Annotated in this window: 21 protein-coding genes and 1 pseudogene; 17 read left to right on the top strand and 5 right to left on the bottom strand. The window is 69.7% G+C overall.

Annotated features, from left to right (window positions below; genetic code table 11):
* The first annotated feature begins 17 nt into the window (after positions 1-17).
* From DN069_RS06825 to DN069_RS06755, 15 genes and pseudogenes are all read left to right on the top strand, one after another.
* Positions 18-1,805 carry an FAD-dependent oxidoreductase gene (locus DN069_RS06825; RefSeq protein WP_111499935.1) on the top strand — a complete coding sequence of 596 codons (1,788 nt, stop codon included), beginning with the start codon at positions 18-20 and terminating at the stop codon, positions 1,803-1,805.
* Between the two features lie 11 nt (positions 1,806-1,816).
* Positions 1,817-2,878: a methyltransferase gene (locus DN069_RS06820; RefSeq protein ID WP_111499934.1), complete on the top strand. Its 1,062-nt coding sequence runs from the start codon at positions 1,817-1,819 to the stop codon at positions 2,876-2,878.
* Between the two features lie 29 nt (positions 2,879-2,907).
* Positions 2,908-4,122, top strand: a complete 1,215-nt coding sequence (locus DN069_RS06815; protein ID WP_111499933.1) for an MFS transporter — start codon at positions 2,908-2,910, stop codon at positions 4,120-4,122.
* A 306-nt stretch (positions 4,123-4,428) separates the two neighbouring features.
* Positions 4,429-6,201 (top strand): acetolactate synthase large subunit, encoded by a 1,773-nt coding sequence (locus tag DN069_RS06810; RefSeq protein ID WP_279387879.1) that lies wholly within the window; start codon positions 4,429-4,431, stop codon positions 6,199-6,201.
* Positions 6,198-6,428: pseudogene (gene ilvN / locus DN069_RS06805) on the top strand (acetolactate synthase small subunit); the annotation flags it as partial. The gene DN069_RS06810 and the pseudogene ilvN, both read left to right, overlap by 4 nt.
* 271 nt (positions 6,429-6,699) lie before the next feature.
* Positions 6,700-8,700, top strand: coding sequence for an excinuclease ABC subunit UvrC (gene uvrC, locus DN069_RS06800; RefSeq protein WP_111499930.1), 2,001 nt, complete (start codon positions 6,700-6,702; stop codon positions 8,698-8,700).
* Between the two features lie 51 nt (positions 8,701-8,751).
* Complete coding sequence (gene rapZ, locus DN069_RS06795) at positions 8,752-9,660, top strand: RNase adapter RapZ (RefSeq protein ID WP_279387876.1); 909 nt, start codon at positions 8,752-8,754, stop codon at positions 9,658-9,660.
* A 64-nt stretch (positions 9,661-9,724) separates the two neighbouring features.
* Positions 9,725-10,765, top strand: coding sequence for a gluconeogenesis factor YvcK family protein (locus tag DN069_RS06790; RefSeq protein ID WP_111499928.1), 1,041 nt, complete (start codon positions 9,725-9,727; stop codon positions 10,763-10,765).
* A complete protein-coding gene (gene whiA, locus DN069_RS06785; RefSeq protein WP_111499927.1) occupies positions 10,756-11,736 on the top strand; it encodes a DNA-binding protein WhiA in 981 nt (326 codons plus the stop codon). The genes DN069_RS06790 and whiA overlap by 10 nt, the downstream gene beginning before the upstream one ends.
* A gap of 418 nt (positions 11,737-12,154) precedes the next feature.
* Complete coding sequence (gene gap / locus DN069_RS06780) at positions 12,155-13,159, top strand: type I glyceraldehyde-3-phosphate dehydrogenase (RefSeq protein ID WP_111499926.1); 1,005 nt, start codon at positions 12,155-12,157, stop codon at positions 13,157-13,159.
* A 121-nt stretch (positions 13,160-13,280) separates the two neighbouring features.
* Positions 13,281-14,498: a phosphoglycerate kinase gene (locus DN069_RS06775; protein ID WP_111499925.1), complete on the top strand. Its 1,218-nt coding sequence runs from the start codon at positions 13,281-13,283 to the stop codon at positions 14,496-14,498.
* Between the two features lie 8 nt (positions 14,499-14,506).
* The gene (gene tpiA, locus DN069_RS06770) at positions 14,507-15,283 is read left to right on the top strand and encodes a triose-phosphate isomerase (protein ID WP_111499924.1); all 777 of its coding nucleotides are present in this window, start codon (positions 14,507-14,509) and stop codon (positions 15,281-15,283) included.
* 128 nt (positions 15,284-15,411) lie between these two features.
* The gene (secG, locus tag DN069_RS06765) at positions 15,412-15,651 is read left to right on the top strand and encodes a preprotein translocase subunit SecG (RefSeq protein ID WP_042363812.1); all 240 of its coding nucleotides are present in this window, start codon (positions 15,412-15,414) and stop codon (positions 15,649-15,651) included.
* Between the two features lie 244 nt (positions 15,652-15,895).
* A complete protein-coding gene (locus DN069_RS06760) occupies positions 15,896-16,183 on the top strand; it encodes an RNA polymerase-binding protein RbpA (protein WP_042363813.1) in 288 nt (95 codons plus the stop codon).
* Positions 16,184-16,254: 71 nt separating this feature from the next.
* A complete protein-coding gene (locus DN069_RS06755) occupies positions 16,255-16,776 on the top strand; it encodes a PadR family transcriptional regulator (protein WP_243638960.1) in 522 nt (173 codons plus the stop codon).
* A 195-nt stretch (positions 16,777-16,971) separates the two neighbouring features.
* Here the strand turns inward: DN069_RS06755 and pgl are convergent, their stop codons facing one another.
* The 5 genes from pgl to tkt all read right to left on the bottom strand — a co-directional run bounded on the left by pgl (position 16,972) and on the right by tkt (position 23,591).
* Positions 16,972-17,754: a 6-phosphogluconolactonase gene (pgl, locus tag DN069_RS06750; protein WP_111499922.1), complete on the bottom strand. Its 783-nt coding sequence runs from the start codon at positions 17,752-17,754 to the stop codon at positions 16,972-16,974.
* Positions 17,751-18,776, bottom strand: coding sequence for a glucose-6-phosphate dehydrogenase assembly protein OpcA (opcA, locus tag DN069_RS06745; protein ID WP_111499921.1), 1,026 nt, complete (start codon positions 18,774-18,776; stop codon positions 17,751-17,753). The genes pgl and opcA overlap by 4 nt, the downstream gene beginning before the upstream one ends.
* Positions 18,773-20,293: a glucose-6-phosphate dehydrogenase gene (gene zwf / locus DN069_RS06740; protein WP_111499998.1), complete on the bottom strand. Its 1,521-nt coding sequence runs from the start codon at positions 20,291-20,293 to the stop codon at positions 18,773-18,775. Before zwf ends, opcA begins: the two co-directional genes overlap by 4 nt.
* A 71-nt stretch (positions 20,294-20,364) precedes the next feature.
* The gene (gene tal, locus DN069_RS06735; RefSeq protein ID WP_111499920.1) at positions 20,365-21,483 is read right to left on the bottom strand and encodes a transaldolase; all 1,119 of its coding nucleotides are present in this window, start codon (positions 21,481-21,483) and stop codon (positions 20,365-20,367) included.
* Positions 21,484-21,515: 32 nt separating this feature from the next.
* The gene (gene tkt, locus DN069_RS06730) at positions 21,516-23,591 is read right to left on the bottom strand and encodes a transketolase (RefSeq protein ID WP_111499919.1); all 2,076 of its coding nucleotides are present in this window, start codon (positions 23,589-23,591) and stop codon (positions 21,516-21,518) included.
* A 291-nt stretch (positions 23,592-23,882) separates the two neighbouring features.
* Here tkt and DN069_RS06725 point away from each other — a divergent pair, with 291 nt between their 5' ends.
* Together DN069_RS06725 and DN069_RS06720 are read left to right on the top strand one after the other, a co-directional pair.
* A complete protein-coding gene (locus tag DN069_RS06725) occupies positions 23,883-24,824 on the top strand; it encodes a heme o synthase (RefSeq protein WP_111499997.1) in 942 nt (313 codons plus the stop codon).
* 83 nt (positions 24,825-24,907) lie between these two features.
* The coding region (locus DN069_RS06720) for a hypothetical protein (protein WP_111499918.1) at positions 24,908-25,202 on the top strand (295 nt) is incomplete at its 3' end.

Raw genomic sequence — 25,202 nt, 5'->3', positions numbered from 1 at the left:
TTCAGGAGACATTCCACGTGTACGACACTGACGTCCTGGTCGTCGGGAGCGGTCCGGCGGGGTCATCCGCTGCGCTGATGCTGAGCACGTACGGCATCGACAACATCGTGATCACGAAGCATCGCTGGCTCGCCAACAGCCCGCGCGCGCACTACAAGAACCAGCGCACGATGGAGGTCTTCCGGGACCTGGGCGTGGCCGACGAGATCCGCGCCAAGGCCTCGCCCAAGGAGGTCATGGGCAACGTCGTCTTCTGCACCAGCCTGGTGGGCGAGGAGCTGGGTCGGCTGCCCTACGGCGCCAACAGGCCGCAACGGCAGAGCGACTACGCGTCGGCCAGCCCCGCGGAGCACTGCGACCTGCCGCAGAACCTGCTGGAGCCCATCCTGCTGTCCAATGCCGCTGAGCGTGGCAGTCACGTGCGGTTCGACACGGAGTTCCTGCGGTTCGAGCAGGACGAGCACGGTGTCACCGCTCACGTCCTGGACAGGCTGAAGGGCGAGGTCTACCAGATCCGGGCCAAGTACCTGATCGGGGCCGACGGCGGCAACAGTCTCGTGGCGGAGCAGCTCGGCCTGCCCATGGAGGGCCACATGGGGCTCGCCGGCAGTATCAGCATCATTCTGCAGGCGGATCTCTCCCACCTCGTGGCACACCGTCCCGGCTATCTCTGGTGGATCATGCAGCCGGGCGCCAATGTCGGGGGCATCGGCATGGGCCTGCTCCGCATGGTGCGCCCGTGGAACGAGTGGCAGATCGTCTGGGGCTACGACATGGGGGCGGGCGAGCCCGATGTCTCCGAGATCGACGCGGTCGGCATCGCCCGGCAACTGATCGGCGACGCTTCGGCGGACATCACCATTCGCTCGGTCTCGACGTGGACCGTGAACCAGATGTACGCCACTCGCTTCTCCCAGGGGCGGGTCTTCTGTATGGGCGACGCGGTGCACCGTCATCCGCCGTCCAACGGCCTGGGCTCGAACACGTCGATCCAGGACGCCTACAACCTGACGTGGAAACTGGCGATGGTCCTGAAGGGGCAGGCCTCGGACCGGCTGCTGGAGACCTACGACCAGGAGCGCGCGCCGATCGGCCGGCAGATCGTGGAACGTGCCAACAAGAGCATCGAGCAGTTCGGAGGCATCTTCTCCGCGCTCGGGCTGGACGCGGACCTGGATGCGGACCAGATGCTTGCCAACATGTCCGTCCTCAAGGAGGCCTCCGCGGCGGGCGCCACGAAGCGCAAGATGTTGCGTGAGGCCATCGAGCTCAAGTCCTACGAGTTCGCGACGCAGGGCGTCGAACTGAATCAGCGTTATGAGTCCGGCGCCGTCTGCCCGGACGGCACTCCGGAGCCCGCATGGCTGCGCGATCCCGAGCTGTACTACCAGGCGTCCAGCCGGCCCGGCGCGCGCCTGCCGCACGCATGGCTCGACCGGCAGGGCCGGCAGGTCTCCAGCCTGGACGTGGTGGGCAAGGGAAGGTTCGCCCTGCTGACGGGGCTGAACGGACAGGCGTGGCTGGAGGCCGCCGAGCACGTTGCGCAGGAGTTGGGCATCGAGATCGCTGCGCATGTCATCGGTCCCGGCCATGCCGTGCAGGATCTCTACGGTGATTGGGCGGACGTCTCGGAAGTACCCGAGGACGGCTGTCTGCTGGTGCGGCCGGACGCGTTTGTCGCCTGGCGCGCCGCGGATTCCGTGGCGGCGGTGGACTCGCTGCGCGCAGTCCTTTTGGAGATTCTCGGGCTGGGTCTGGAGGAGCAGGTCTCGGCAGCTCTTCCGGACATGGCGATGAGCGAGTAGGAGAGCTGCCAATGACCATCCAGACGTCTTTCCAGGCCGAGCCCTTCACCCACGAGGATGCCGAGACCGAGGCATCGGCGGCCGGCATCCGCAGGATGCAGGAGCTCATCCGCGGCATGGCGGTCACCCAGATGATCGCCGCGGCCTGCGAAGTCGGGCTGCCCGACGCGGTGGACGGCGAGGGAACCTCGCTGACCTCACTGTCCGAGCACTTGAAGGTCCACGCGGACGTCCTGACCCGGCTTGCCCGAGCGCTCTCGTCCTTCGGCATCTTCGAGGTCGACGCGGACGGCAGTATTCGCCACAACGCATCCTCGCGACTGTTGCGGACCACGACCGGCCCCTCCCTCCAGGCGGCGGCACGCTTCTGGGCGATGCCGGGCATCTGGCGGTCCTGGGGGGCGCTGAGCCATTCCGTCGACACCGGCGAGGAAGCGTTCACGCACGTCAACGGCCAGGACTTCTTCTCCTACATGAACGGAAGCCCTGAGGAGGAAGCGCTCTACCAGCGGTACATGGCGAGCGGCTATCCCGGTCGCTACGCGGCGATCGCCGATGTGCTCACCGTGGCCCCGGGCCAGCGCGTGATCGACGTCGGCGGAGGAACCGGCAGCCTGGCGCGGACGATCCTCGAACGCAATCCGGACGTGCAGGCCCTCGTGTACGACCAGGCCAGCGTGATTTCGGCCGGGCCCGGGGCGTCCGGGAACGAGCGACTGAGCGTACGCGCGGGTAGTTTCTTCGACGCGGTGCCGACCGGGGGAGACCTGTACATCCTGTCGTGGATTCTCCACGACTGGCCGGACGAGCCGGCGGAGACCATTCTGCGCAACTGCCGCAGGGCGATGGACCCCGGCGCGCGGCTCGTTGTCGTGGACCGCGTGCTGCAGGAGGCGCCGCAGGAGTGTGATCCGCTCGATCTGGTGCTGGACCTGCAGATGCTGCTGTTGCACGGAGGGCGCGAGCGCACGCTCGACGACTTCGAGCGGCTGCTGGGTGCGGCAGGCTTTTCGGCGCCTCAGGTGCTGTCTGCCCGTCCGGAATTCGCGGTCATCCAAGCATGTGCCGTGTAAACGTCTAGTTCTACTTTGCCGAGAGAGTCATGGAAACTGTGACAGCGCCGCGCAAGACGGTGCAGCTGAGCATTTCACGCGGACTGACCTTCTTGATCGCCCTGGCATGCGGCGCGGTCGCAGCCAACATCTACTACGCGCAGCCCCTGGTGGGTCTGATCGGCCCAGCTGTGGGCCTGAACGCGCATGCCTCCAGTCTCGTGGTGACCCTGACGCAGATCGGCTACGGCGTCGGCCTGGTCGTGCTGGTTCCGTTGGGCGACATCTTCGAGAACCGTCGTCTCATCATGGTCACGCTGGTGGCGTGCATGGCGGCGCTGCTGAGCGCGTCAGTCGCCTCGAACGCCGTCCTGTTCCTTGCCACGTCGCTGGTCATCGGTCTGAGTTCGGTCGTGGTGCAGATGCTGGTGCCCTTCGCGGCCCATCTCGCCCCGGACGAGAGCCGTGGACGGGTCGTCGGCAACGTCATGAGCGGGTTGCTGATGGGCATCATGCTGGCGCGGCCGGTGGCCAGCATCACGACCGATCTGCTCGGCTGGCGTGCGATATTCGGCATCTCCGCCGGACTGATGCTGGTGCTCGCCGTGACCTTGCGCCTGGTCCTTCCGGAGCGGAAGCCGAGCGCGTCCGTCCCCTACCCGGTGTTGTTGCGGTCGATGGGTGAACTGCTCGTCCGCACGCCGATCCTGCGGCGACGGGCGTTCTACCACGCCATGCTGTTCGGGGCGTTCAGTCTGTTCTGGACCGCTGTGCCGCTGATCCTGGCGAGCCCGGCGTGCGGACTGGGCCAGGGCGGCATCGCCCTGTTCGCCCTGGCGGCGGTGCTGGGCGCGTTCGTGGCGCCGGTTGCCGGCCGGATGGCCGACCGTGGTCTGACGAAGCCCGCGACGGGCGCCGCGATCGTGGCCGTCGTGGCCTGTTTCCTCCTGGTGTTCGCAAGCGGCGGACATGTTGTCGCGACCCTGTTCGTCGCGGCGCTGCTGCTCGACGTCGGGGTCTCGTGCAACCTGGTGCTGGGGCAGCGCGCGATCTTCTCGCTGGGCGCGGAGATTCGCAGTCGACTGAACGGCCTTTACATGGCGATCTTCTTCTGTGGCGGCGCGGTCGGGTCGGCCGTGGCCAGTTGGGTGTACGCGACCTACGGTTGGATGGGTATCGCCTGGTGCGGTATTGCCTTCCCGTTGCTGGCGGGCCTTCACTATCTGACGGAGCTGGTGCCGCGGCGTCTCGCCACGGCGGCGTGACGCCCACCCGATACTGATCGTCAGGAGTCCATCGGCCCCGCTCACCTGGGTCGATGGACTCGATCATTCCGCTCCATCTGGCCCCGTTTTCCTGCGAGTTGGGATAAGCTGGGGCCACGCGTTCCCGTGGTCTGCCGCGGGATCCTGCTTGAGCCGTCACGAACGGCTCGCTCTGCTCCGACGAGAGTGCTGATCCCTCGGAGCCGCCGTGCGCGTGGTCGTCACCCGACACCGCTCGCAGCGCGCCACCTCGTAGTACTTCCCGGACATACCTTCCGCGAACTGCCGAGTTCTGCGCGCGCTGCCATTCGAATTCGTCTTGTGAACCACGCCAACAGGAACGAGCAGATGACCGAACAGATGACAGGTGCCCAAGCTCTGGTCAGGGCCCTGGAGAACGTCGGAGTCGATACCGTGTTCGGATTCCCGGGCGGCGCGATCCTGCCCGCCTACGATCCGCTCTACGACGCGACCAAGGTCCGCCACGTACTGGTGCGGCACGAGCAGGGCGCCGGACACGCCGCGGAAGGGTACGCCCAGGCCACCGGCAAGGTCGGCGTCTGCATGGCCACCTCGGGCCCGGGCGCCACCAATCTGGTCACCCCGATCGCCGACGCGTACATGGACTCCATCCCGATGGTCGCCATCACCGGTCAGGTGCCCAGCGGCCTGATCGGTACGGACGCCTTCCAGGAAGCCGACATCTGCGGCATCACCCTGCCGATCACCAAGCACAACTTCCTGGTGACCGACGCCGGCGACATCCCGCGCACCATCGCGGAGGCCTTCCACCTCGCCTCCACCGGCCGCCCCGGCCCGGTCCTGGTGGACATCACCAAGGACGCGTTGCAGGCCCGTACCGAGTTCCACTGGGATCCGACGCCGCAGCTGCCGGGCTACCGGCCGGTCACCCGGCCGCACGCCAAGCAGATCCAGGAGGCGGCCAAGCTGATCTCCGAGGCGGAGTGCCCGGTGCTGTACGTCGGCGGCGGCGTGCACAAGGCCGGCGCCTCGGCGGAGCTGCTCCGCCTGGCCGAGCTGACCGGTATTCCGGTCGTCACCACGCTGATGGCCAGGGGCACCTTCCCCGACAGCCACCCGCTCCACATGGGGATGCCCGGCATGCACGGCAGCGTCTCCGCGGTGGGCGCGCTGCAGCAGGCCGACCTGCTCGTCGCCCTGGGTGTGCGCTTCGACGACCGGGTCACCGGGCAGCTGTCGTCGTTCGCCCCGCGGGCCAAGGTCATCCACGCGGACATCGACCCGGCGGAGATCTCCAAGAACCGGGTCGCGGACGTGCCGATCGTGGGTGACTGCAAGGAGGTCATCGGCGCCCTCGTCGACGCGATCGACCGCCCGGGTGACTACGTCAAGTGGCGCGCGCAGCTCGACCGGCTGAAGGAGACCTACCCGCTGGGGTACGAGGACTTCGCGGACGGCTCGCTGGCTCCGCAGTACGTCCTGGAGCGGCTCAGCGCCATCGCCGGACCGGACGCCCTCTACGTGGCCGGCGTCGGGCAGCACCAGATGTGGGCGTCCCAGTTCATCGGTCACGAGAAGCCCGGTGCCTTCATCACCTCCGGCGGTCTGGGCACGATGGGCTTCTCCGTGCCCGCCGCGATGGGCGCCAAGATGGGGCGGCCGGACACGACGGTCTGGGCGATCGACGGGGACGGCTGCTTCCAGATGACCAATCAGGAGCTGGCCACCTGCGCGATCGAGGGTGTGCCGATCAAGATCGCGGTCATCAACAACGGCAAACTCGGCATGATCCGCCAGTGGCAGCGGCTCTTCTACGACGAGCGGTACTCCAACAGCGATCTGCAGACGGCCCAGCGCGTCCCCGACTTCGTGAAGCTCGCGGACGCCTACGGCTGCGTCGGTCTGCGGTGCTCTCGGCCCGAGGACGTGGACAGCACGATCGCCAAGGCCATGGAGATCAACGACGTGCCGGTGGTCGTCGACTTCGTGGTTCACGAGGACGCCATGGTCTGGCCCTTCGTCCCCTCCGGGACCAGCAATGACGACATCAAGATCGCCCGGGACATGACTCCGAGGTGGGAGAGCTACGACTCATGAGCAAGCACACGTTGTCGGTCCTCGTCGAGGACAAGCCCAGCGCGCTCACCCGGATCACCGCCCTCTTCAGCCGGCGCGGCTTCAACATCGACTCCCTCGCCGTCGCCCCCGCCGAGGTAGGCGGCTTCTCCCGGGTCACCCTGGTGGTCGACGAGGACGACTCGGCGCTGGACCAGGTCACCAAGCAACTCGAGAAGCTCATCAACGTGCTGAGCGTCACGGAAGTCGGCCGGGCGCGGCCGGAGACCGTCTACGCGTCGGTGGCGGACTGAGCCGTGGCGGGGACGGGGCACACCCCGGAACCACGCCTTGCGTTCCGGTTCGCCCCGTCCCCGCCTCGTGATCCCCGCTGTGGATTGCCTCGGACAACTCCACGCTCTGTCGTTCCAGGGCGCTAGTGTCTTCAGTGTCCAGGCTCGTCCGTTTGCAGGGGAGAACGCGCATGTCACGGCCTCGTGGGTGCTGGTCGGCGGCGGCCCGCACGGTGGGGGGGAAGTGATGGCCGACCCTTCCACCTACCGCCCCGCGCCTGGGCAGATTCCCGACTCACCCGGGGTCTACAAGTTCCGCGACGCCGACGCGCGGGTGATCTACGTCGGCAAGGCCAAGAGCCTGCGCCAGCGGCTGGCGAACTACTTCCAGGACCTGGCGAACCTGCACCCGCGCACGCGGCAGATGGTGACCACGGCCGCGTCCGTCGAGTGGACCGTGGTCGGCACGGAGGTCGAGGCGCTCCAGCTGGAGTACACCTGGATCAAGGAGTTCGACCCGCGCTTCAACGTCAAGTACCGGGACGACAAGAGCTATCCGTTCCTCGCCGTCACCATGAACGAGGAGTTCCCGCGCGCGCAGGTGATGCGCGGGTCCAAGAAGAAGGGCGTGCGGTACTTCGGTCCCTACGGGCACGCCTGGGCGATCCGCGAGACCGTCGACCTGATGCTGCGCGTCTTCCCCGTGCGCACCTGCTCCGCCGGGGTGTTCAAGCGGGCCGAGCAGATCGGGCGGCCCTGCCTGCTCGGCTACATCGGCAAGTGCTCCGCGCCCTGCGTCGGGCGGATCTCCGCCGAGGACCACCGGGAACTCGCCGAGGAGTTCTGCGACTTCATGGCCGGCCACGCCGGCACCTACGTCAAGCGCCTGGAAGCCCAGATGCGCGAGGCGGCCGTGGAGCTGGAGTACGAGAAGGCCGCCCGGCTGCGGGACGACATAGAGGCGCTCAAGCGCGCCATGGAGAAGAACGCCGTCGTCCTCGGCGACGGCACCGACGCCGACCTGCTGGCCCTCGCCGAGGACGAGCTGGAGGCGGCCGTGCAGATCTTCCACGTGCGCGGCGGCCGGGTGCGCGGCCAGCGCGGCTGGGTGACGGACAAGGTCGAGCAGATCGACACCGCCTCCCTGGTCGAGCACGCGCTGCTGCAGCTCTACGGCGAGGAGAGCGGCGAGGGCGTCCCGCGCGAGGTGCTGGTGCCGGCGCTGCCCGAGCCCGTCGAGCCGGTGCTGGCCTGGCTCGCGGAGCGCCGCGGCAGCAAGGTGGACCTGCGCGTGCCGCAGCGCGGCGACAAGCGCGAGCTGATGACGACGGTGGAGCGCAACGCGCTCCAGGCCCTGGCGCTGCACAAGACCAAGCGCGCCGCCGACCTCACCACCCGCAGCGTCGCGCTGCAGGAGATCGCCGACGCGCTCGGGCTGGAGAGCGCGCCACTGCGGATCGAGTGCTACGACATCTCCCACCTCCAGGGCCAGGACGTGGTCGCGTCCATGGTCGTCTTCGAGGACGGCCTGGCGCGCAAGTCGGAGTACCGGCGCTTCTCGATCAAGAGCTTCGAGGGCCAGGACGACGTCCGCTCCATGCACGAGGTGCTCACCCGGCGCTTCCGCCACCAGGAGCAGGCCCCGGCCAAGACTGAGCAACTCAAGGACCCGGAGACGGGCAGGGCCCGCCGCTTCGCCTACCCGCCGCAGCTGATCGTCGTCGACGGCGGTCAGCCGCAGGTGGCCGCCGCCCAGCAGGCGCTGATGGAGGCCGGCGTCACCGATGTGGCACTCTGTGGACTGGCCAAGCGCCTGGAGGAGGTCTGGCTGCCGGACGAGGACGACCCGGTGGTCCTGCCCCGCTCCAGCGAGGGGCTGTACCTGCTGCAGCGGGTGCGCGACGAGGCGCACCGCTTCGCCATCAGCTACCAGCGCCAGAAGCGGGGCAAGCGCGCCACGAGCAGCGCCCTGGACACCGTCCCCGGCCTGGGCGAGACCCGCCGCCAGGCCCTGCTGAAGCACTTCGGCTCGCTGAAGAAGCTGAAGGCCGCGACGATCGACGAGATCTGCGAGGTGCCGGGGGTCGGGCGGCGTACGGCGGAGGCCGTTGCCGCAGCGTTGGCCTCGCGTACACCGAGTGCTCCGGCGGTGAACATGGCCACGGGCGAGATTATGGAAGAGTCGGACATCATGGGCATCACCCCTGAGGCTGACGTCACTCCGGAGAGTGATGAGGGGAAGCCCTAGACGACCGCGCGCGTTGTGACTGTTGATGTGACCGAAAGCGGGGAGAAAGAAGTGAGTACGCCTGAAGGGCTGGTGCAGGGCGAGCCACAGGACAGCTCCGAGGTTCCGGAGCTGGTGATCATCTCCGGGATGTCGGGTGCCGGCCGCAGCACCGCGGCCAAGTGCCTGGAGGATCTCGGCTGGTTCGTCGTCGACAACCTGCCGCCGGCGTTGATACCGACCATGGTCGATCTCGGCGCCCGCTCGCAGGGCGCGGTGGCCCGGATAAGCGCCGTCGTGGACGTGCGCGGCCGCAGCTTCTTCGACGACCTGCGCACCGCGCTGGACGATCTGGAGAAGGGCGGCGTGCGGCTGCGGGTCGTGTTCCTCGAGGCCTCCGACGAGGCCCTGGTCCGCCGGTTCGAGAACGTCCGCCGGCCGCACCCGCTGCAGGGCGATGGCCGGATCGTCGACGGCATCGAGAGGGAGCGCGAGCTGCTGCGCGAGCTGCGCGGCGAGGCCGATCTCGTGATCGACACCTCCAACCTGAACGTGCACGAGCTGCGCGCCAAGATGGACGCCCACTTCGCCGACGACGCCGAGCCGGAGCTGCGGGCGACGGTGATGTCCTTCGGCTTCAAGTACGGCCTGCCGGTGGACGCCGATCTGGTGGTGGACTGCCGCTTCCTCCCGAACCCGCACTGGGTCCCGGAGCTGCGCGCCCACACCGGCACCGACGAGGAGGTGGCCCGGTACGTCTTCGACCAGCCGGGCGCCAAGGAGTTCCTCAACGGCTACGCCGAGCTGCTGCGGATCGTCACCGAGGGCTACCGCCGCGAGGGAAAGCGCTATATGACGATTGCCGTAGGCTGCACCGGAGGAAAGCACCGCAGCGTGGCGATGTCGGAACGACTGGCGAAGCGCCTGATCGCCGACGGCCTGGAGACGGTGCTCGTCCACCGGGACATGGGGCGTGAGTGACGAGGCGGCGGCACGGACGGTAACCGCGCCGCACCTCGACACGCTGAGGTGATAGGGGCGCGGGTTGGCGGGTACCTACAGCGGTGCGGCCGGCGGGCCGGGCGGGGCGTTCCGAGCGGCACGTCGTCGTGACAGACGGGCCCCGCGGATCGTGGCGCTCGGCGGCGGCCAGGGGCTCTCCGCCTCCCTGCGCGCCCTGCGGCGGCTCACTGACGAGCTGACCGCCGTGGTCACCGTCGCGGACGACGGCGGCTCCAGCGGCCGGCTCCGCGACGAGCTGGGCGTCCTGCCGCCCGGTGACCTGCGCAAGGCGCTCGCCGCGCTCTGCGGCGACGACGAGTGGGGCCGCACCTGGTCCGAGGTCATCCAGCACCGCTTCCAGAGCGACGGCGAGCTGCACGGCCACGCCCTGGGCAACCTGCTGATCGTCGCGCTCTGGGAGAAGCTGGGCGACCCGGTCGCCGCGCTGGAGTGGGTCGGCCGGCTGCTCGGCGCGCACGGGCGCGTGCTGCCGATGTCGAGCGTCCCGCTGCAGATCGAGGCGACGGTGCGCGGGCTGGATCCGGCGCGCCCCGACGAGCTCAGCACGGTCCGCGGCCAGGCCGAGGTGGCCGTGACGCCGGGTACCGTGGAGGCGATCAGGCTGCTGCCCGAGGACCCGCCCGCGGTTCCCGAGGCGGTGGAGGCGGTGCACGCCGCGGACTGGGTCGTGCTCGGCCCCGGTTCCTGGTTCACCAGTGTGCTGCCGCATCTGATGGTCCCTCAGTTGCGCGACGCGGTGGCCGGGACGCAGGCCTGCAAGGTGCTGGCGCTCAACCTGGTCGCCCAGCCCGGCGAGACCGAGGGTTTCTCGCCGCAGCGGCACCTGGAGGTCTTCCTGGAGCACGCCGGCGGCGTCGAGCTGGACTTCGTCCTCGCGGACTCGGCGGCGGTGGGCGCCGTCACCGACGGCGAGGAACTGCGGGACGCGGCCAAGCGCCTGGGCGCCGAACTCGTCCTGGCGCCCGTCGCGGCGAGCGACGGAGCGCGACACGACCCGGAGCTTCTGGCCGCAGCGTACGACCGGATCTTCAGAACGCATGGAAGGATCGCGCCATGGCGATGACGGCAGCTGTGAAGGACGAAATCAGTCGGCTACCCGTCACCCGGGCTTGCTGCCGCAAGGCAGAGGTGTCGGCGATCCTCCGCTTCGCGGGCGGTCTGCACATCGTGAGCGGACGCATCGTGATCGAGGCCGAGCTGGACACCGGAGTAGCGGCAAGGCGGCTGCGCAAGGATCTGCTGGAGATCTTCGGACACTCCTCGGACCTGGTGGTGATGGCCCCCGGCGGGCTGCGCCGCGGCAGCCGGTACGTGGTGCGGGTGGTCAAGGACGGCGATCTGCTGGCCCGGCAGACGGGCCTGGTGGACGGGCGTGGACGCCCGATCCGGGGGCTTCCCCCGGCGGTGGTCTCCGGAGCGACGTGCGACGCGGAGGCGGCCTGGCGCGGTGCGTTCCTCGCGCACGGCTCCCTGACGGAGCCGGGACGGTCCTCCTCCTTGGAGATCACCTGCCCGGGCTCCGAGGCGGCGCTGGCGCTGGTGGGCGCGGCCCGCCGGCTCGGCATTCCCGCGAAGGCGCGGGAGGTACGGGGTGTGGACCGGGTCGTGATCCGCGACGGTGACGCGATCGGCGCGCTGTTGACGCGCCTGGGCGCGCACGAGTCCGTCCTGGCCTGGGAGGAGCGGCGGATGCGCCGCGAGGTCCGGGCCACGGCGAACCGTCTCGCGAACTTCGACGACGCGAACCTGCGCAGGTCCGCGCGGGCGGCGGTGGCGGCGGGCGCGCGGGTGCAGCGGGCGTTGGAGATCCTCGGCGACGAGGTGCCGGAGCACCTGGCTGCCGCCGGGCGGCTGCGCATAGAGCACAAGCAGGCCTCCCTGGAGGAGCTGGGTTCCCTGGCGGACCCGCCGCTCACCAAGGACGCGGTCGCCGGGCGCATCCGCCGCCTGCTGGCCATGGCGGACAAGCGCGCGAGCGAACTGGGGCTCCCGAACACGGAACAGAGCCTGACGGAGGAAATGGTCGCCGGCTGAGGCAGTGGGGGAGTTGCACCCCCAGGGGCGCGAGGCTGTACCGATCTGCGGCTCCTCCCCCAGCCTTCGGCCGGGAGGTGCCCCCAGCGTGGGCGCGACCGGTAGTTGCAACCCCCAGGGGCGCGAGGAACTGCGCGACAAGCCACCGAAGTGGTGAGTCGCTCAGCGAGCAGGGCCATCCGCACAGGGTGGTTGCTTGCGCAGTTCCCCGCGCCCCTGGCGTTTGCAACTGGCTCATCTGCCTCAGACACCCCAGGCGCCACAACTGTTCGTTGTGCCAAAAGTCCCGTGTCCCACGGGCCGGTCGGATGTGCTCAAGAACACCTTGCGGAGGTAGGGTCGTAGGCGGTCGGGGACATCCCAAAATTTCCAGCTCGTCGGCCGGCGAAGGCCGACGTACCAGCGAGGAGATCGGTTCGTGACGATCCGGGTAGGCATCAACGGTTTTGGCCGTATCGGCCGCAACTACTTCCGAGCGATCGCGTCCCAGGGCGCCGACATCGAGATCGTCGGTGTCAACGACCTCACCGACACCAAGACCCTGGCGCACCTGCTGAAGTACGACTCGACCCTGGGCACCTTCCACGCCGAGGTCACCCACACGGATGACACCATCACCGTCGATGGCAAGACCTTCAAGGTCACCGCGGAGCGCGACCCCGCCAACCTGCCCTGGGCGGCGCTCGGCGCGGACATCGTGATCGAGTCCACCGGCCACTTCACCAAGGCCGAGGGTGCGAAGAAGCACCTCGACGCCGGCGCCAAGAAGGTCCTCATCTCCGCCCCCGCGTCGGGCGAGGACATCACCATCGTCATGGGCGTCAACGACGACAAGCTCGACGTCGCGACGCAGAGCATCATCTCCAACGCCTCCTGCACCACCAACTGCGTGGCGCCGCTGGCGAAGGTGCTGCAGGAGGCGTTCGGCATCGTCACCGGCTTCATGACGACGGTGCACGCCTACACCAACGACCAGGTCACCCTGGACTTCCCGCACAAGGACCTGCGCCGGGCGCGGGCCGCCGCGCTGAGCATCATCCCGACGTCGACCGGCGCCGCCAAGGCGACCGCGCTGGTGCTGCCGGAGCTCAAGGGCAAGCTGGACGGCACCTCGCTGCGCGTCCCGGTGCCGACCGGCTCGATCACCGACCTGGTGGTGACCCTGCAGCGCGAGGTCACCAAGGACGAGGTCAACGCCGCGTACCAGAAGGCCGCCGAGGGGCAGCTGAAGGGCATCCTGGCCTACAACGAGGACCCGATCGTCTCCCGCGACATCGTCAACTCGCCGTACTCCTGCATCTTCGACGCGCCGCTGACCATGGTCCAGGGCAACCAGGTCAAGGTCTTCGGCTGGTACGACAACGAGTGGGGCTACTCCAACCGTCTCGTGGACCTGACCGTCGCGGTCGGCGACCAGCTCTGACGGACGGGAACACGTCAGTGTGAAGCGGACAGGGTCCGGGCGATATCGTCCGGACCCTGTCCACGTGCAGAAACCCCATGCCCGTGAAGCACCAGAAGCAGAAGAGGGACACAGCCCGACCATGCAGACCATCGACGACCTGATCGCCGGCCCCGGTGTCGCCGGCCAGCGTGTCTTCGTCCGTGCCGACCTCAACGTGCCCATGTCGGACGGCCTGATCACCGACGACGGCCGCATCCGCGCGGTGCTGCCCACCATCAAGAAGCTGGTCGAGGCCGACGCCAAGGTGATCGTCGCCTCGCACCTGGGCCGCCCCAAGGGTGCCCCGGACCCGGCGTTCTCGCTGCTCCAGGCCGCCGAGCGGCTCGCCGAGCTGCTGGGCAAGCCGGTCGCGTTCGCGCAGGACACCGTCGGCCCGGCCGCCCACGACGCCGTGAAGGGCCTGGAGCCCGGCCAGGTGGCCGTGATCGAGAACCTGCGCTTCAACCCCGGCGAGACCAGCAAGGACGACGCCGAGCGCGGCGAGTTCGCCGACCAGCTGGCGGCCCTGGCCGACCTCTACGTCGGCGACGGCTTCGGCGCGGTGCACCGCAAGCACGCCTCCGTCTACGACCTGCCCGCCCGCCTGCCGCACGCGGCCGGCCTGCTGATCGGCACCGAGGTGGGCGTGCTCAAGCGCCTCACCGAGGACGTGCAGCGCCCGTACGCGGTGGTGCTCGGCGGCGCCAAGGTCTCCGACAAGCTGGCCGTGATCGACAACCTGCTCGGCAAGGCCGACCGGATCCTGGTCGGCGGCGGCATGATGTTCACCTTCCTCGCGGCCCAGGGCCACCAGGTCGGCAGCTCGCTGCTGCAGGAGGACCAGATCCCGGCGGTCAAGGAGTACCTGGCCCGGGCCGAGCGCGAGGGCGTGGAGTTCGTGCTCCCCGTCGACGCGCGCGTCTCCGGCAGCTTCCCCGACCTCAAGACCAAGGCCCCCGTCGACGACGTCGAGGTCGTCGACGTGAGCGCCATGCCCGCGGGCAAGATGGGCCTGGACGTCGGCCCGAAGACCGAGGAGCTGTTCGCGGCCAAGCTCGCGGACGCCAGGACGGTCTTCTGGAACGGCCCGATGGGCGTCTTCGAGCACCCGGCCTTCGCCGACGGCACCCGCGCCGTGGCGCAGGGCCTGCTCGACTCGGACGCCTTCACCGTCGTCGGCGGCGGCGACTCGGCCGCGGCCGTGCGCACGCTCGGCTTCGACGAGTCGAAGTTCGGCCACATCTCCACGGGTGGCGGCGCCAGCCTGGAGTACCTCGAAGGCAAGTCCCTGCCGGGCCTCGCCGCACTGGAGAAGTGAGCTCACCGATGACATCTCGCACGCCGCTCATGGCCGGCAACTGGAAGATGAACCTCAACCACCTCGAGGCCATCGCGCACGTCCAGAAGCTGGCCTTCGCCCTCGCCGACAAGGACTACGACGCGGTCGAGGTCGCCGTCCTGGTCCCGTTCACGGATCTGCGCTCGGTGCAGACCCTGGTCGACGGCGACAAGCTGAAGATCAAGTACGGCTCGCAGGACATCTCCGAGCACGTGTCCGGCGCCTACACCGGCGAGATCTCCGGGCCGATGCTGGCCAAGCTGAAGTGCGCCTACGCGGTGATCGGCCACTCCGAGCGCCGCCAGTACCACGGCGAGAACGAGGAGATCGTCAACGCCAAGGTCAAGGCCGCGTTCGCGCACGGCATCGTGCCGATCCTCTGCATCGGCGAGGGCCTGGACGTCCGCAAGGCCGGCAACCAGGTGGCCTACACCCTGGCCCAGCTGGACGGCGCGCTGGCCGACGTCCCGGCCGAGCAGGCAGCCACCATCGTCGTCGCCTACGAGCCCGTCTGGGCCATCGGCACCGGCGAGGTGGCCACCCCCGAGGACGCGCAGGAGGTCTGCGGCGCGATCCGGGCCCGCCTGTCCGGGCTGTACGGCCAGGAGGTCGCGGACAAGATCCGCGTCCTGTACGGCGGCTCCGTCAAGGCCGGGAACGTGGCCGCCATCATGGCCCAGCCCGACGTGGACGGCTCGCTGGTCGGCGGCGCCTCGCTGGACGCGGACGAGTTCGTCCGGATCGTGCGCTTTCGCGACCAGTGATTCCAGGCTGTCGACCCGACGGCTTTCCTCGTAGGCTGTCGCACGCCTAAGGTGATAGGGCCCGGGCCTGTAGGCTCGGGTCCTACCGCCAGCAGTGGCAGTCCCGCATCGACAAGATAGGTCCGGCTGTGATCCTCGGTTTCTCCATCGCGCTGATCTTCTTCAGCGTGATGATGGTCATCCTGGTCCTGCTCCACAAGGGCAAGGGCGGCGGCCTGTCCGACATGTTCGGTGGAGGCATGTCCTCCACCGGCGGTGGTTCCGCGGTGGCCGAGCGCAACCTGGACCGCATCACCATCTTCATGGGCGTCGGCTGGTTCGTCTGCATCATCGTCCTCTCGCTGCTGATGAAGGCCAAGAACGGCTGATTTCCAGCAGCTCAGCGGGGTGACGTCAGGACTTCTGACGCAGCGTCGCCTCCACGCCTATCATGGGTGACAGTCGTCACCGAGACAGGGGTGTGGGGCGACGCTTATGCGTTCCGTACACTAGGACGACCTTCGCCCGGGGCGAGTCGCCGGGACGACTTTCGCAGTACCGCACCATCACGCAGGGAGTCAGACCGTGGCAAGTGGCAACGCCATCCGTGGCAGCAGGGTCGGGGCCGGCCCGATGGGAGAGGCCGAACGCGGCGAGTCCGCTCCGCGCCTCCGTATCTCCTTCTGGTGCGCCAACGGGCACGAGACGAAGCCGAGCTTTGCCTCCGACGCCCAGATTCCGGACACCTGGGACTGCCCGCGTTGCGGCTTCCCGGCCGGTCAGGACGAGGAGAACCCGCCGGCGCCGCCGCGCACCGAGCCGTACAAGACCCACCTGGCCTACGTGCGCGAGCGTCGCAGCGACGCCGACGGTGAGGCGATCCTCGCCGAGGCGCTGGCCAAGCTGCGCGGCGAGATCTAAGGCCTGGACGCTTCCCTGGATGCGGCTCAACTTGCATGCAGGGAAGCCATCTTGGCGGCTACCATCGCCAGGTGGATCCCCCGCCGCTGCCGACCACGTCGTGGGCTGTGCTCGGTCTGCTCTCCTTCGGGCGGGAGTTGACGGGCTACGAGCTGAAGAAGTGGGCCGAGCAGACGCTGGCGCACTTCTACTGGAGCCCCCAGTCCGGCGAGATCTACCGCGAGCTGTCGCGCCTGGAGGGCGCCGGCTACGTCGCCGTCGACACCCTCCCGGGGGAGTTGGGCGGCAGGCGCCGCTACCGGATCACCCCCGACGGCGAGGACGCGCTGCGTGGCTGGGTCGCCCGCACGCCGCTCCCGGCAGCGTTCCGCCTCTGGCTCGGCCACCTCCAGGACCCGGACCGGCTGCGCGACTCCCTGCGCGCAGCCCGTGCCGCGGCCGACAAGCTCCGCGCCCACGCCGAGGCGGACGCGCTGACCCTCTCCGACAGTCCGGAGCTGGCCCACGCGGTTCTGGCGCTCCGCCTCTCGGCCCGCTCCCACGCGGCCGAACGCGACCGTCTCACCGCCGCCCTGACGGAGCTGGACACCTGACCCCGACTCAGACCGCTGCCGGCTCGCCCGCCTTGCCGGCCACCTGTCGTCCGGCAGGACCGGGTCCCAGGCGAGTACGGCATCGGTCCGGGACTCGGCGGCGCGCGCCGCGTTGACGGCGTCGCACACCGATCCCCTCAGGAAAGCAAGGGCCCGCCTCCGACGGACGGAGACGGGCCCCTCGTGGCGGGACGCCTACGCGACGTCCGGCGGGTAGAGCTGAGGCGGGATCTTGGCCGCGGCCGCGCGGTCCAGGAGCCAGAGGGTGCGCTGGCGGCCGACCGCGCCCGAGGCCGGGGCCTGGACCGGGCCGGGGCCGGAGAGGGCCAGGGCGACGGCGTCGGCCTTGTCCTCGCCGGCGGCCAGCAGCCAGACCTCGCGCGCGTTGCGGATCGCCGGGAGGGTCAGCGAGACCCGGTTCGGCGGCGGCTTGGGCGCGCCCCGGACGCCGACGACAGTCCGCTCGGTCTCCCGCACGCCCGGGTGCTCAGGGAAGAGCGAGGCCACGTGGGTGTCCGGGCCGACGCCCAGCAGCAGCACGTCGAAGCTGGGCACCGCCACCCGGTCGGTGGGCGACGCCGCCTTGGCGAGCTCCTGCGCGTAGGCGGCGGCCGCCGCCTCCGCGTCGTCGCCGAAGGCGCCGCCGGAGGCCGGCATCGGGTGCACCCGGGCCGGGTCCAGCGGCACCGCGTCGAGCAGCTCGGTGCGCGCCTGCGTGTAGTTGCGCTCCGGGTCGCCCTCCGGCAGGAACCGCTCGTCGCCCCACCACAGGTCCAGCCGGGCCCAGTCGATCGCGTCCCTGGCGGGGGAGGCGGCGACGGCCGCGAGCAGCGCGTTGCCGTTCCGACCGCCCGTCAGCACCACCGAGGCGGAGCCGCGCGCGGACTGGGCGTCCACGATCCTGGTGATCAGCCGTGCCGCCGCGGCAAGGGCCATCAGCTCCTTGTCGCGGTGGACGACCAGCTGCGGCGCCGTCACTTCTGCGTCCGCGACGGCGAGGCGGTGGACTTCTTAGCCGCCTTGGCCGGCGCGGACTTCGCCTCGGGCGCGTCGACGACCTCGCGGGTCGCCGAGCTGGAGTGGAGGTTGTCCACGCCGTAGCGCACCGCGGACGCGTAGATCAGGTCCGGGTCCAGGCGGCGCAGCTCCTCGGCGATGAGCTCCGAGGTCTCCCGGCGCTTGAGCGCCACCATCCGGTCCGGCTGGCCCGGCATGGACAGCTTGGCCAGCGCGCCGTCGGGGCGGTCCAGGCAGACGTCCCCGTCCACGGTGTGCATCCGCACGGCCGTGATACCCGGTCCCTGGCTGACCTTGCGCTCGACCTTGATGCCGAGGCGCTCCGCCAGCCACAGGGCCAGGAGCTCGGTGGAGGGGTTGTAGGACTCGCCCTCCACCGTCGCCGAGTCGACGCTGACGTGCTTCTGGTCCAGGGCCGCGGCGAGCATGGAACGCCACGGGGTGATCCGGGTCCAGGCCAGGTCGGTGTCGCCGGGCGCGTAGGACGCGGCCCGCGTGGCCAGCTGCTCCACCGGGTTCTCCGCCGTGACGGCGTCGGTGATCCGGCGCTGGGCGAGCGCGCCGAGGGGGTCCTTGGCCGGGTCGGCCGGAGCGTTGTCCGGCCACCAGACGACGACCGGCGCGTCCGGCAGCAGCAGCGGCAGCACGACGGACTGGGCCTGGCCGGCCAGCTCGCCGTGGAGCCGCAGCACCACCGTCTCGCCGGTGCCCGAGTCGGAACCGACGCGGACCTCGGCGTCCAGGCGCGCCTGGGACCGCGCCCGGGGCGAGCGCCCCGGACGCTTGATGACGGCCAGGATGCGCGAGGGGTGCTCGCGCGAGGCGTCGGAGGCGGCCTTGAGCGCGTCGTAGGCGTTGCCCTCGTCGGTGACGATGACCAGGGTCAGCACCATGCCGACGGTCGCCGTGCCGATGGCACGGCGGGCGTCGATCAGCGCCGCGTTGATCTTGCTGGAGTTGGTGTCGGTGAGATCGATCTTCATGGCCGGCGCCAGCTCCTGCCGTCTCGTGCGAGCATCTCGTCCGCCGCGGCCGGGCCCCAGGTCCCGGACTCGTACTGCGCGGGCTTGCCGTGTGCGTCCCAGTACTTCTCGATCGGGTCGAGGATCCGCCAGGACTCCTCGACCTCCTGGTGGCGCGGGAACAGGTTCGCGTCCCCGAGCAGCACGTCCAGGATCAGCCGTTCGTAGGCCTCGGGGCTGGACTCGGTGAAGGACTCGCCGTAGGCGAAGTCCATCGTCACGTCCCGCACCTCCATGGAGGTGCCCGGCACCTTGGAGCCGAAGCGCACCGTCACGCCCTCGTCCGGCTGGACGCGGATGACCAGTGCGTTCTGGCCCAGCTCCTCCGTCGCCGCGGCGTCGAAGGGCAGGTAGGGGGCCCGCTGGAAGACCACCGCGATCTCGGTGACGCGACGGCCCAGCCGCTTGCCGGTGCGCAGGTAGAACGGCACACCCGCCCAGCGGCGGTTGTTGATCTCCAGCTTGATCGCGGCGTAGGTGTCGGTCTTGGACTTGGGGTCGATCCCCTCCTCCTCGAGGTAGCCCGGCACCTCCTCGCCGCCCTGGAAGCCGTGCGCGTACTGGCCCCGCACGGTGTGCTTGCCGAGGTCGTCGGGGATCTTCACCGAAGTGAGGACCTTGAGCTTCTCGGTGACCAGCGCCTTCGGGTGGAAGGAGGCGGGCTCCTCCATCGCGGTCAGCGCCATCAGCTGCAGCAGGTGGTTCTGGATGACGTCCCGGGCCGCGCCGATGCCGTCGTAGTACCCGGCCCGACCGCCGATGCCGATGTCCTCGGCCATGGTGATCTGCACGTGGTCGACGTAGCCGCGGTTCCAGATCGGCTCGAACATCGAGTTGGCGAAGCGCAGCGCCAGGATGTTCTGGACCGTCTCCTTGCCGAGGTAGTGGTCGATCCGGAAGACCTCGTCACGCGGGAAGACCTCGTGCACGACCTTGTTCAACTCCTGTGCGGAGGCGAGGTCGTGACCGAACGGCTTCTCGATGACGGCACGTCGCCAGGAGCCCTTGGGCGGGTCGGCGAGGCCGTGGTCCTTGAGCTGCCGCACCACCTGCGGGAAGAACTTCGGCGGGACGGAGAGGTAGAAGGCGAAGTTGCCGCCGGTGCCCTGCTCCTTGTCGAGCTCCTCGATGGTCGAGCGCAGCTTGTCGAAGGCCGCGTCGTCGACGAACTCGCCCTGGATGAAGCGCATGCCCTTGGCCAGCTGCTGCCAGACCTCCTCGCGGAAGGGCGTGCGCGAGTGCTCCTTGACGGAGTCGTGCACGACCTGGGCGAAGTCCTCGTCCTCCCAGTCGCGGCGGGCGAAGCCGACGAGCGAGAAGCCCGGCGGCAGCAGACCGCGGTTGGCCAGGTCGTAGATCGCGGGCATCAGCTTCTTGCGCGACAGGTCGCCCGTCACACCGAAGATGACCAGGCCCGACGGCCCCGCGATACGCGGGAGCCGTCGGTCCGCCGGGTCACGCAGCGGGTTGATCCACACATTGGTCTCGCCAAAGTTCTCCGGCGCCACGTCGTCGAGGACGGGGTCGTCGGATACCGCTGCGGGGTCGGTCACTTGGCCGCGCCGCCCTTCGCGTCGAGGGACTGCTGCACGGTCTCCAGCAGCTCCTTCCAGCTGATCTCGAACTTCTCGACGCCCTCGTCCTCCAGCACCTGGACGACGTCGTCGTAGGAGATGCCGAGCGCGGCGACCTGGTCCAGTACGGACTTGGCGTCGGCGTACTCCGGGGTGATCGTGTTGCCGCGGATCACGCCGTGGTCGGCGACAGCGTCCAGGGTGGCCTCGGGCATGGTGTTGACCGTGCCCGGGGCGACCAGGTCCACGACGTACATGGTGTCGTCGTAGTTCGGGTCCTTGACGCCGGTGGAGGCCCACAGCGGACGCTGCGGCTTGGCGCCCGCGGCGGCCAGCGCCTTCCAGCGGTCGCTGCTGAACACCTCCTCGTACGCCTGGTAGGCCAGGCGGGCGTTGGCGATGGCCGCCTTGCCCTTGAGGGCCAGCGCCTCCTCGGAGCCGATCTTCGTCAGGCGCTTGTCGATCTCCGTGTCCACGCGGGAGACGAAGAAGGATGCCACGGACTCGATCGTCGACAGGCTGTGGCCGTTGGCCTTGGCCTGCTCCAGGCCGGTCAGGAAGGCGTCCATGACGGCCTTGTAGCGCTCCAGCGAGAAGATCAGCGTGACGTTGACGCTGATGCCCTCGGCCAGTACCGCGCTGATGGCCGGCAGGCCGGCCACGGTGGCCGGGATCTTGATGAAGGTGTTCGGCCGGTCGACCAGCCACCACAGCTGCTTGGCCTCGGCGACGGTCGGCGCCGTCTCGTGGGCCAGCCGCGGGTCGACCTCGATGGAGACCCGGCCGTCGCGGCCGTTGCTCGCGTCGTAGACCGGGCGCAGCACGTCGGCCGCGTCGCGGACGTCGGCGGAGGTCATCATCCGCACGGCCTCGTCGACGGTGACGCCGCGCACGGCCAGGTCGGCCAGCTGGGCCTCGTAGCCATCGCCGGAGCCGATCGCCTTCTGGAAGATCGACGGGTTGGTGGTCACGCCCACCACGTGCTTGTCGCGGACCAGCTCGGCCAGGTTGCCGGAGGTGAGCCGCTTGCGGGACAGGTCGTCCAGCCAGATCGCCACGCCTTCGTCGCTGAGGCGCGCCAGGGAGTCAGTCATTTTGAAGCTCTTTCCTCTGCGATACGTAGGGTTCAGCGACCGGCGGCGGCCAGAGATTCCTTGGCGGCGGCGACCACGTGCTCGGGGGTGAAGCCGAACTCGCGGAAGAGCACCTTGGCGTCGGCGCTGGCGCCGAAGTGCTCCAGGGAGACGATGCGGCCGGCGTCGCCGACGAACCGGTACCAGGTCAGGCCGATGCCGGCCTCGACCGCGACCCGCGCCTTGACCGAGGGCGGCAGCACGCTGTCGCGGTACTCCTGGCTCTGCTCCTCGAACCACTCCACCGAGGGCATCGAGACCACCCGGGTGGGGACGCCCTCGGCCTGCAGCGCCTCGCGGGCCGCGACGGCCAGCTGCAGCTCGGAGCCGGTGCCGATCAGGATCACCTGGGCGGAGCCGCCCTCGGCCTCGGTGTGGACGTAACCGCCCTTGGCCGTGTCCTCGTTGCGCGCGTAGGTGGGGACGCCCTGACGGGTCAGCGCCAGACCGTGCGGCGCCGGGTTGGCGCTGTGGCGGCGCGTGATCTCCTCCCACGCCACCGCGGTCTCGTTGGCGTCGGCCGGGCGGACCATGTTCAGGCCCGGGATCGCGCGCAGCGCGGACATGTGCTCGACCGGCTGGTGCGTCGGGCCGTCCTCGCCCAGGCCGATGGAGTCGTGCGTCCACACGTAGGTGACCGGCAGCTTCATCAGCGCGGCCAGCCGCACGGCCGGGCGCATGTAGTCGGAGAAGACCAGGAACGTGCCGCCGTAGACGCGGGTGTTGCCGTGCAGCGCGATGCCGTTCATGGTCGAGCCCATGGCGTGCTCGCGGATCCCGAAGTGGATCGTGCGGCCGTAGGGGTTCGCCTCCGGCAGCGGGTTGCCCACCGGGAGGAACGACGAGGAGGCGTCGATGGTGGTGTTGTTGGAGCCGGCCAGGTCGGCCGAGCCGCCCCACAGCTCCGGCAGCACCTTGCCCAGGCCCTGCAGCACCTTGCCGGACGCGGCACGCGTCGCCACCGAGGAGCCGACCTCGAAGGCGGGCACGGACTGCTGCCAACCCTCCGGCAGCGCACCGGCCTGGACCCGGTCGAACAGCTCGGCGCGGGCCGGGTTGGCGGTGCGCCAGTCGGTCAGCTGCTTCTCCCACTCGGCGTGCGCCTCGGCGCCGCGCTCGCCGACCTCGCGGGCGTGCGCGAGCACCTCCGGCTCGACGACGAAGGACTTCTCGGGGTCGAAGCCGAGCACCCGCTTGGTGGCGGCGACCTCGTCCGCGCCGAGCGCGGAACCGTGGGCGGCCTCGGTGTTCTGCTTGTTCGGGGCCGGCCAGGCGATGATCGTGCGCATCGCGATGATGGACGGCTTGCCCGTCTCCTCCTTGGCGGCGGTCAGCGCGTCGTTCAGCGCGTGCACGTCGATGTCGCCGGACTCCGCCGGCTCGATGCGCTGCACGTGCCAGCCGTAGGCCTCGTACCGCTTCAGCACGTCCTCGGAGAAGGCGGTCTCGGTGTCGCCCTCGATCGAGATGTGGTTGTCGTCGTAGAGGAAGACGAGGTTGCCGAGCTTCTGGTGGCCGGCCAGCGAGGAGGCCTCGGAGGAGATGCCCTCCTCCAGGTCGCCGTCGGAGACGATCGCCCAGATGGTCTGGTCGAACGGAGAGGCGCCCTCGGGCGCCTCCGGGTCGAACAGGCCGCGCTCGTAGCGGCTGGCCATCGCCATGCCGACCGCGTTGCCGATGCCCTGGCCCAGCGGGCCGGTGGTGGTCTCGACGCCGACGGTGTGCCCGTGCTCCGGGTGACCCGGCGTCAGCGAGCCCCAGGTGCGGAAGGACTCGAGGTCCTCCAGGGTCAGGCCGTAGCCGGCGAGGTAGAGCTGGATGTAGAGCGTGAGCGAGGTGTGACCGGGCGACAGGACGAAGCGGTCGCGACCGACCCACTGCGCGTCCGCCGGGTCGTGGCGCAGAAAGCGCTGGTAGATCAGGTACGCGGCGGGAGCCAGGCTCATCGCCGTCCCGGGGTGACCGTTCCCGACCTTCTGCACCGCGTCCGCCGCCAGCACACGCACGGTGTCCACCGCGCGCTGGTCGAGTTCGGTCCATTCGAAGGTGTTACTCGGCGTCGTGCTCACCCTGAATCAGGGCTCCTTCCGTAACGTCTTCCGACTCGCGCCAAGACCGACAACGGCGGCGGTTACTTGTCACAGTGCGTTGACCCTCTTTACAGACGCGAGCCTACCGCTCATACGTGCGTCCGTTCCCGCTGAACGGAGCAGACCGGTTACGGGCCGCGAGCACAGTTCGCCCGCCGTTCACCCTGGTGAAGACGGCGTTCTCGCCGACACGGCCCCCCGCCGCAATAGCGGAGATATGGAGCGTCTAAGGTGGCGTGGTACTGCTGAGCTTCTTCACCAGGGGTGTTCGTGACCGCCGTCGAAACCCGTCCGGCCGGTCTGGTCGAGCGGAACCCCGGGCACCGGCCGCTGACGGCCCGCCTCGGGGCCTTCATCGCACTGACCAAGCCGCGGATCATCGAGCTGCTGCTGATCACCACCGTGCCGGTGATGTTCCTGGCCCAGCGCGGCGTCCCGGACCTGCTGCTGGTGCTCGAGGTCGTCGTCGGCGGCTACATGTCCGCGGGCGGCGCCAACGCGCTCAACATGTACATCGACCGCGACATCGACGCGCTGATGTCCCGCACCGAGCGGCGTCCGCTGGTCACCGGCATGGTCTCCCCGCGCGAGGCGCTGGTCTTCGGCATCAGCCTGGGCGTCATCTCGACCGCCTGGTTCGCGGTGCTGGTCAACCCGCTGAGCGCGGCCCTGTCGCTGACGGCCCTGCTCTTCTACGTCTTCGTCTACACCCTCGGCCTCAAGCGCCGGACTTCGCAGAACATCGTCTGGGGCGGGATCGCGGGCTGCCTGCCGGTCTTCATCGGCTGGACCGCCGTCACCGACTCGCTGGCCTGGCCGCCGCTGGTGCTCTTCCTGGTGGTCTTCTTCTGGACGCCGCCGCACACCTGGCCGCTGTCGATGAAGGTCAAGGACGACTACGCGAACGCCGGCGTGCCGATGCTGCCCGTGCTCGCGACCAACGAGGCGGTCGGCAAGCAGATCGTCGCCTACAGCTGGGTCATGGTCGCCGTCTCGATGGCGCTCTGGCCGCTCGGCCACACCAGCCTCGTCTACCCGATCACCGCGGCCGTGCTGGGCGGCATGTGGCTCAAGGAGGCGCACGGCCTGCTGGCCCGCGCCAAGGCCGGGATCGTGGGCGCGAAGCTCAAGGAGATGCGGCTGTTCCACTGGTCGATCACCTACCTGACGCTGCTGTTCGTCGAGGTCGCGATCGACCCCTTCCTGAAGTAGCCGTTCGAGGCTGGGCCCCGGTGTGCAATAACGCACACCGGGGCCCGGTCGTCTGCTGCCGTACTGCTGAGTAATCTGCTGCTATGACCACCGAAGAGACCACCGCCGTCCTCTCTCCCCGGGACGAGAAGCGCGCGCAGCGCATCGCCAAGAACGTCAAGGCCTTCGCCGCCGCGCACGGTGGCAGCGCCGACGGCGTCGTCGAGTACGTCGGCAAGCTCGCGACCCGCATCGCTCTGGTGGGCGCGGACGGCGCCTGGGGCGACCAGGTCGCCCGCACCAAGGCCGTCGCGGACCGTGCGGTCGAGCTGTCGGGCATCACGCGGCACGAGTCCTTCGAGGGCGAGCTCGGTCTGAAGGTCAAGACCAGCGCGTACG

The organism is Streptacidiphilus pinicola, from assembly GCF_003258295.1.
In the GTDB taxonomy this organism is placed as follows: domain Bacteria; phylum Actinomycetota; class Actinomycetes; order Streptomycetales; family Streptomycetaceae; genus Streptacidiphilus; species Streptacidiphilus pinicola.
Note: the sequence above shows the minus strand (reverse complement) of the source record. Positions and strands in the feature narration are given on the sequence as shown.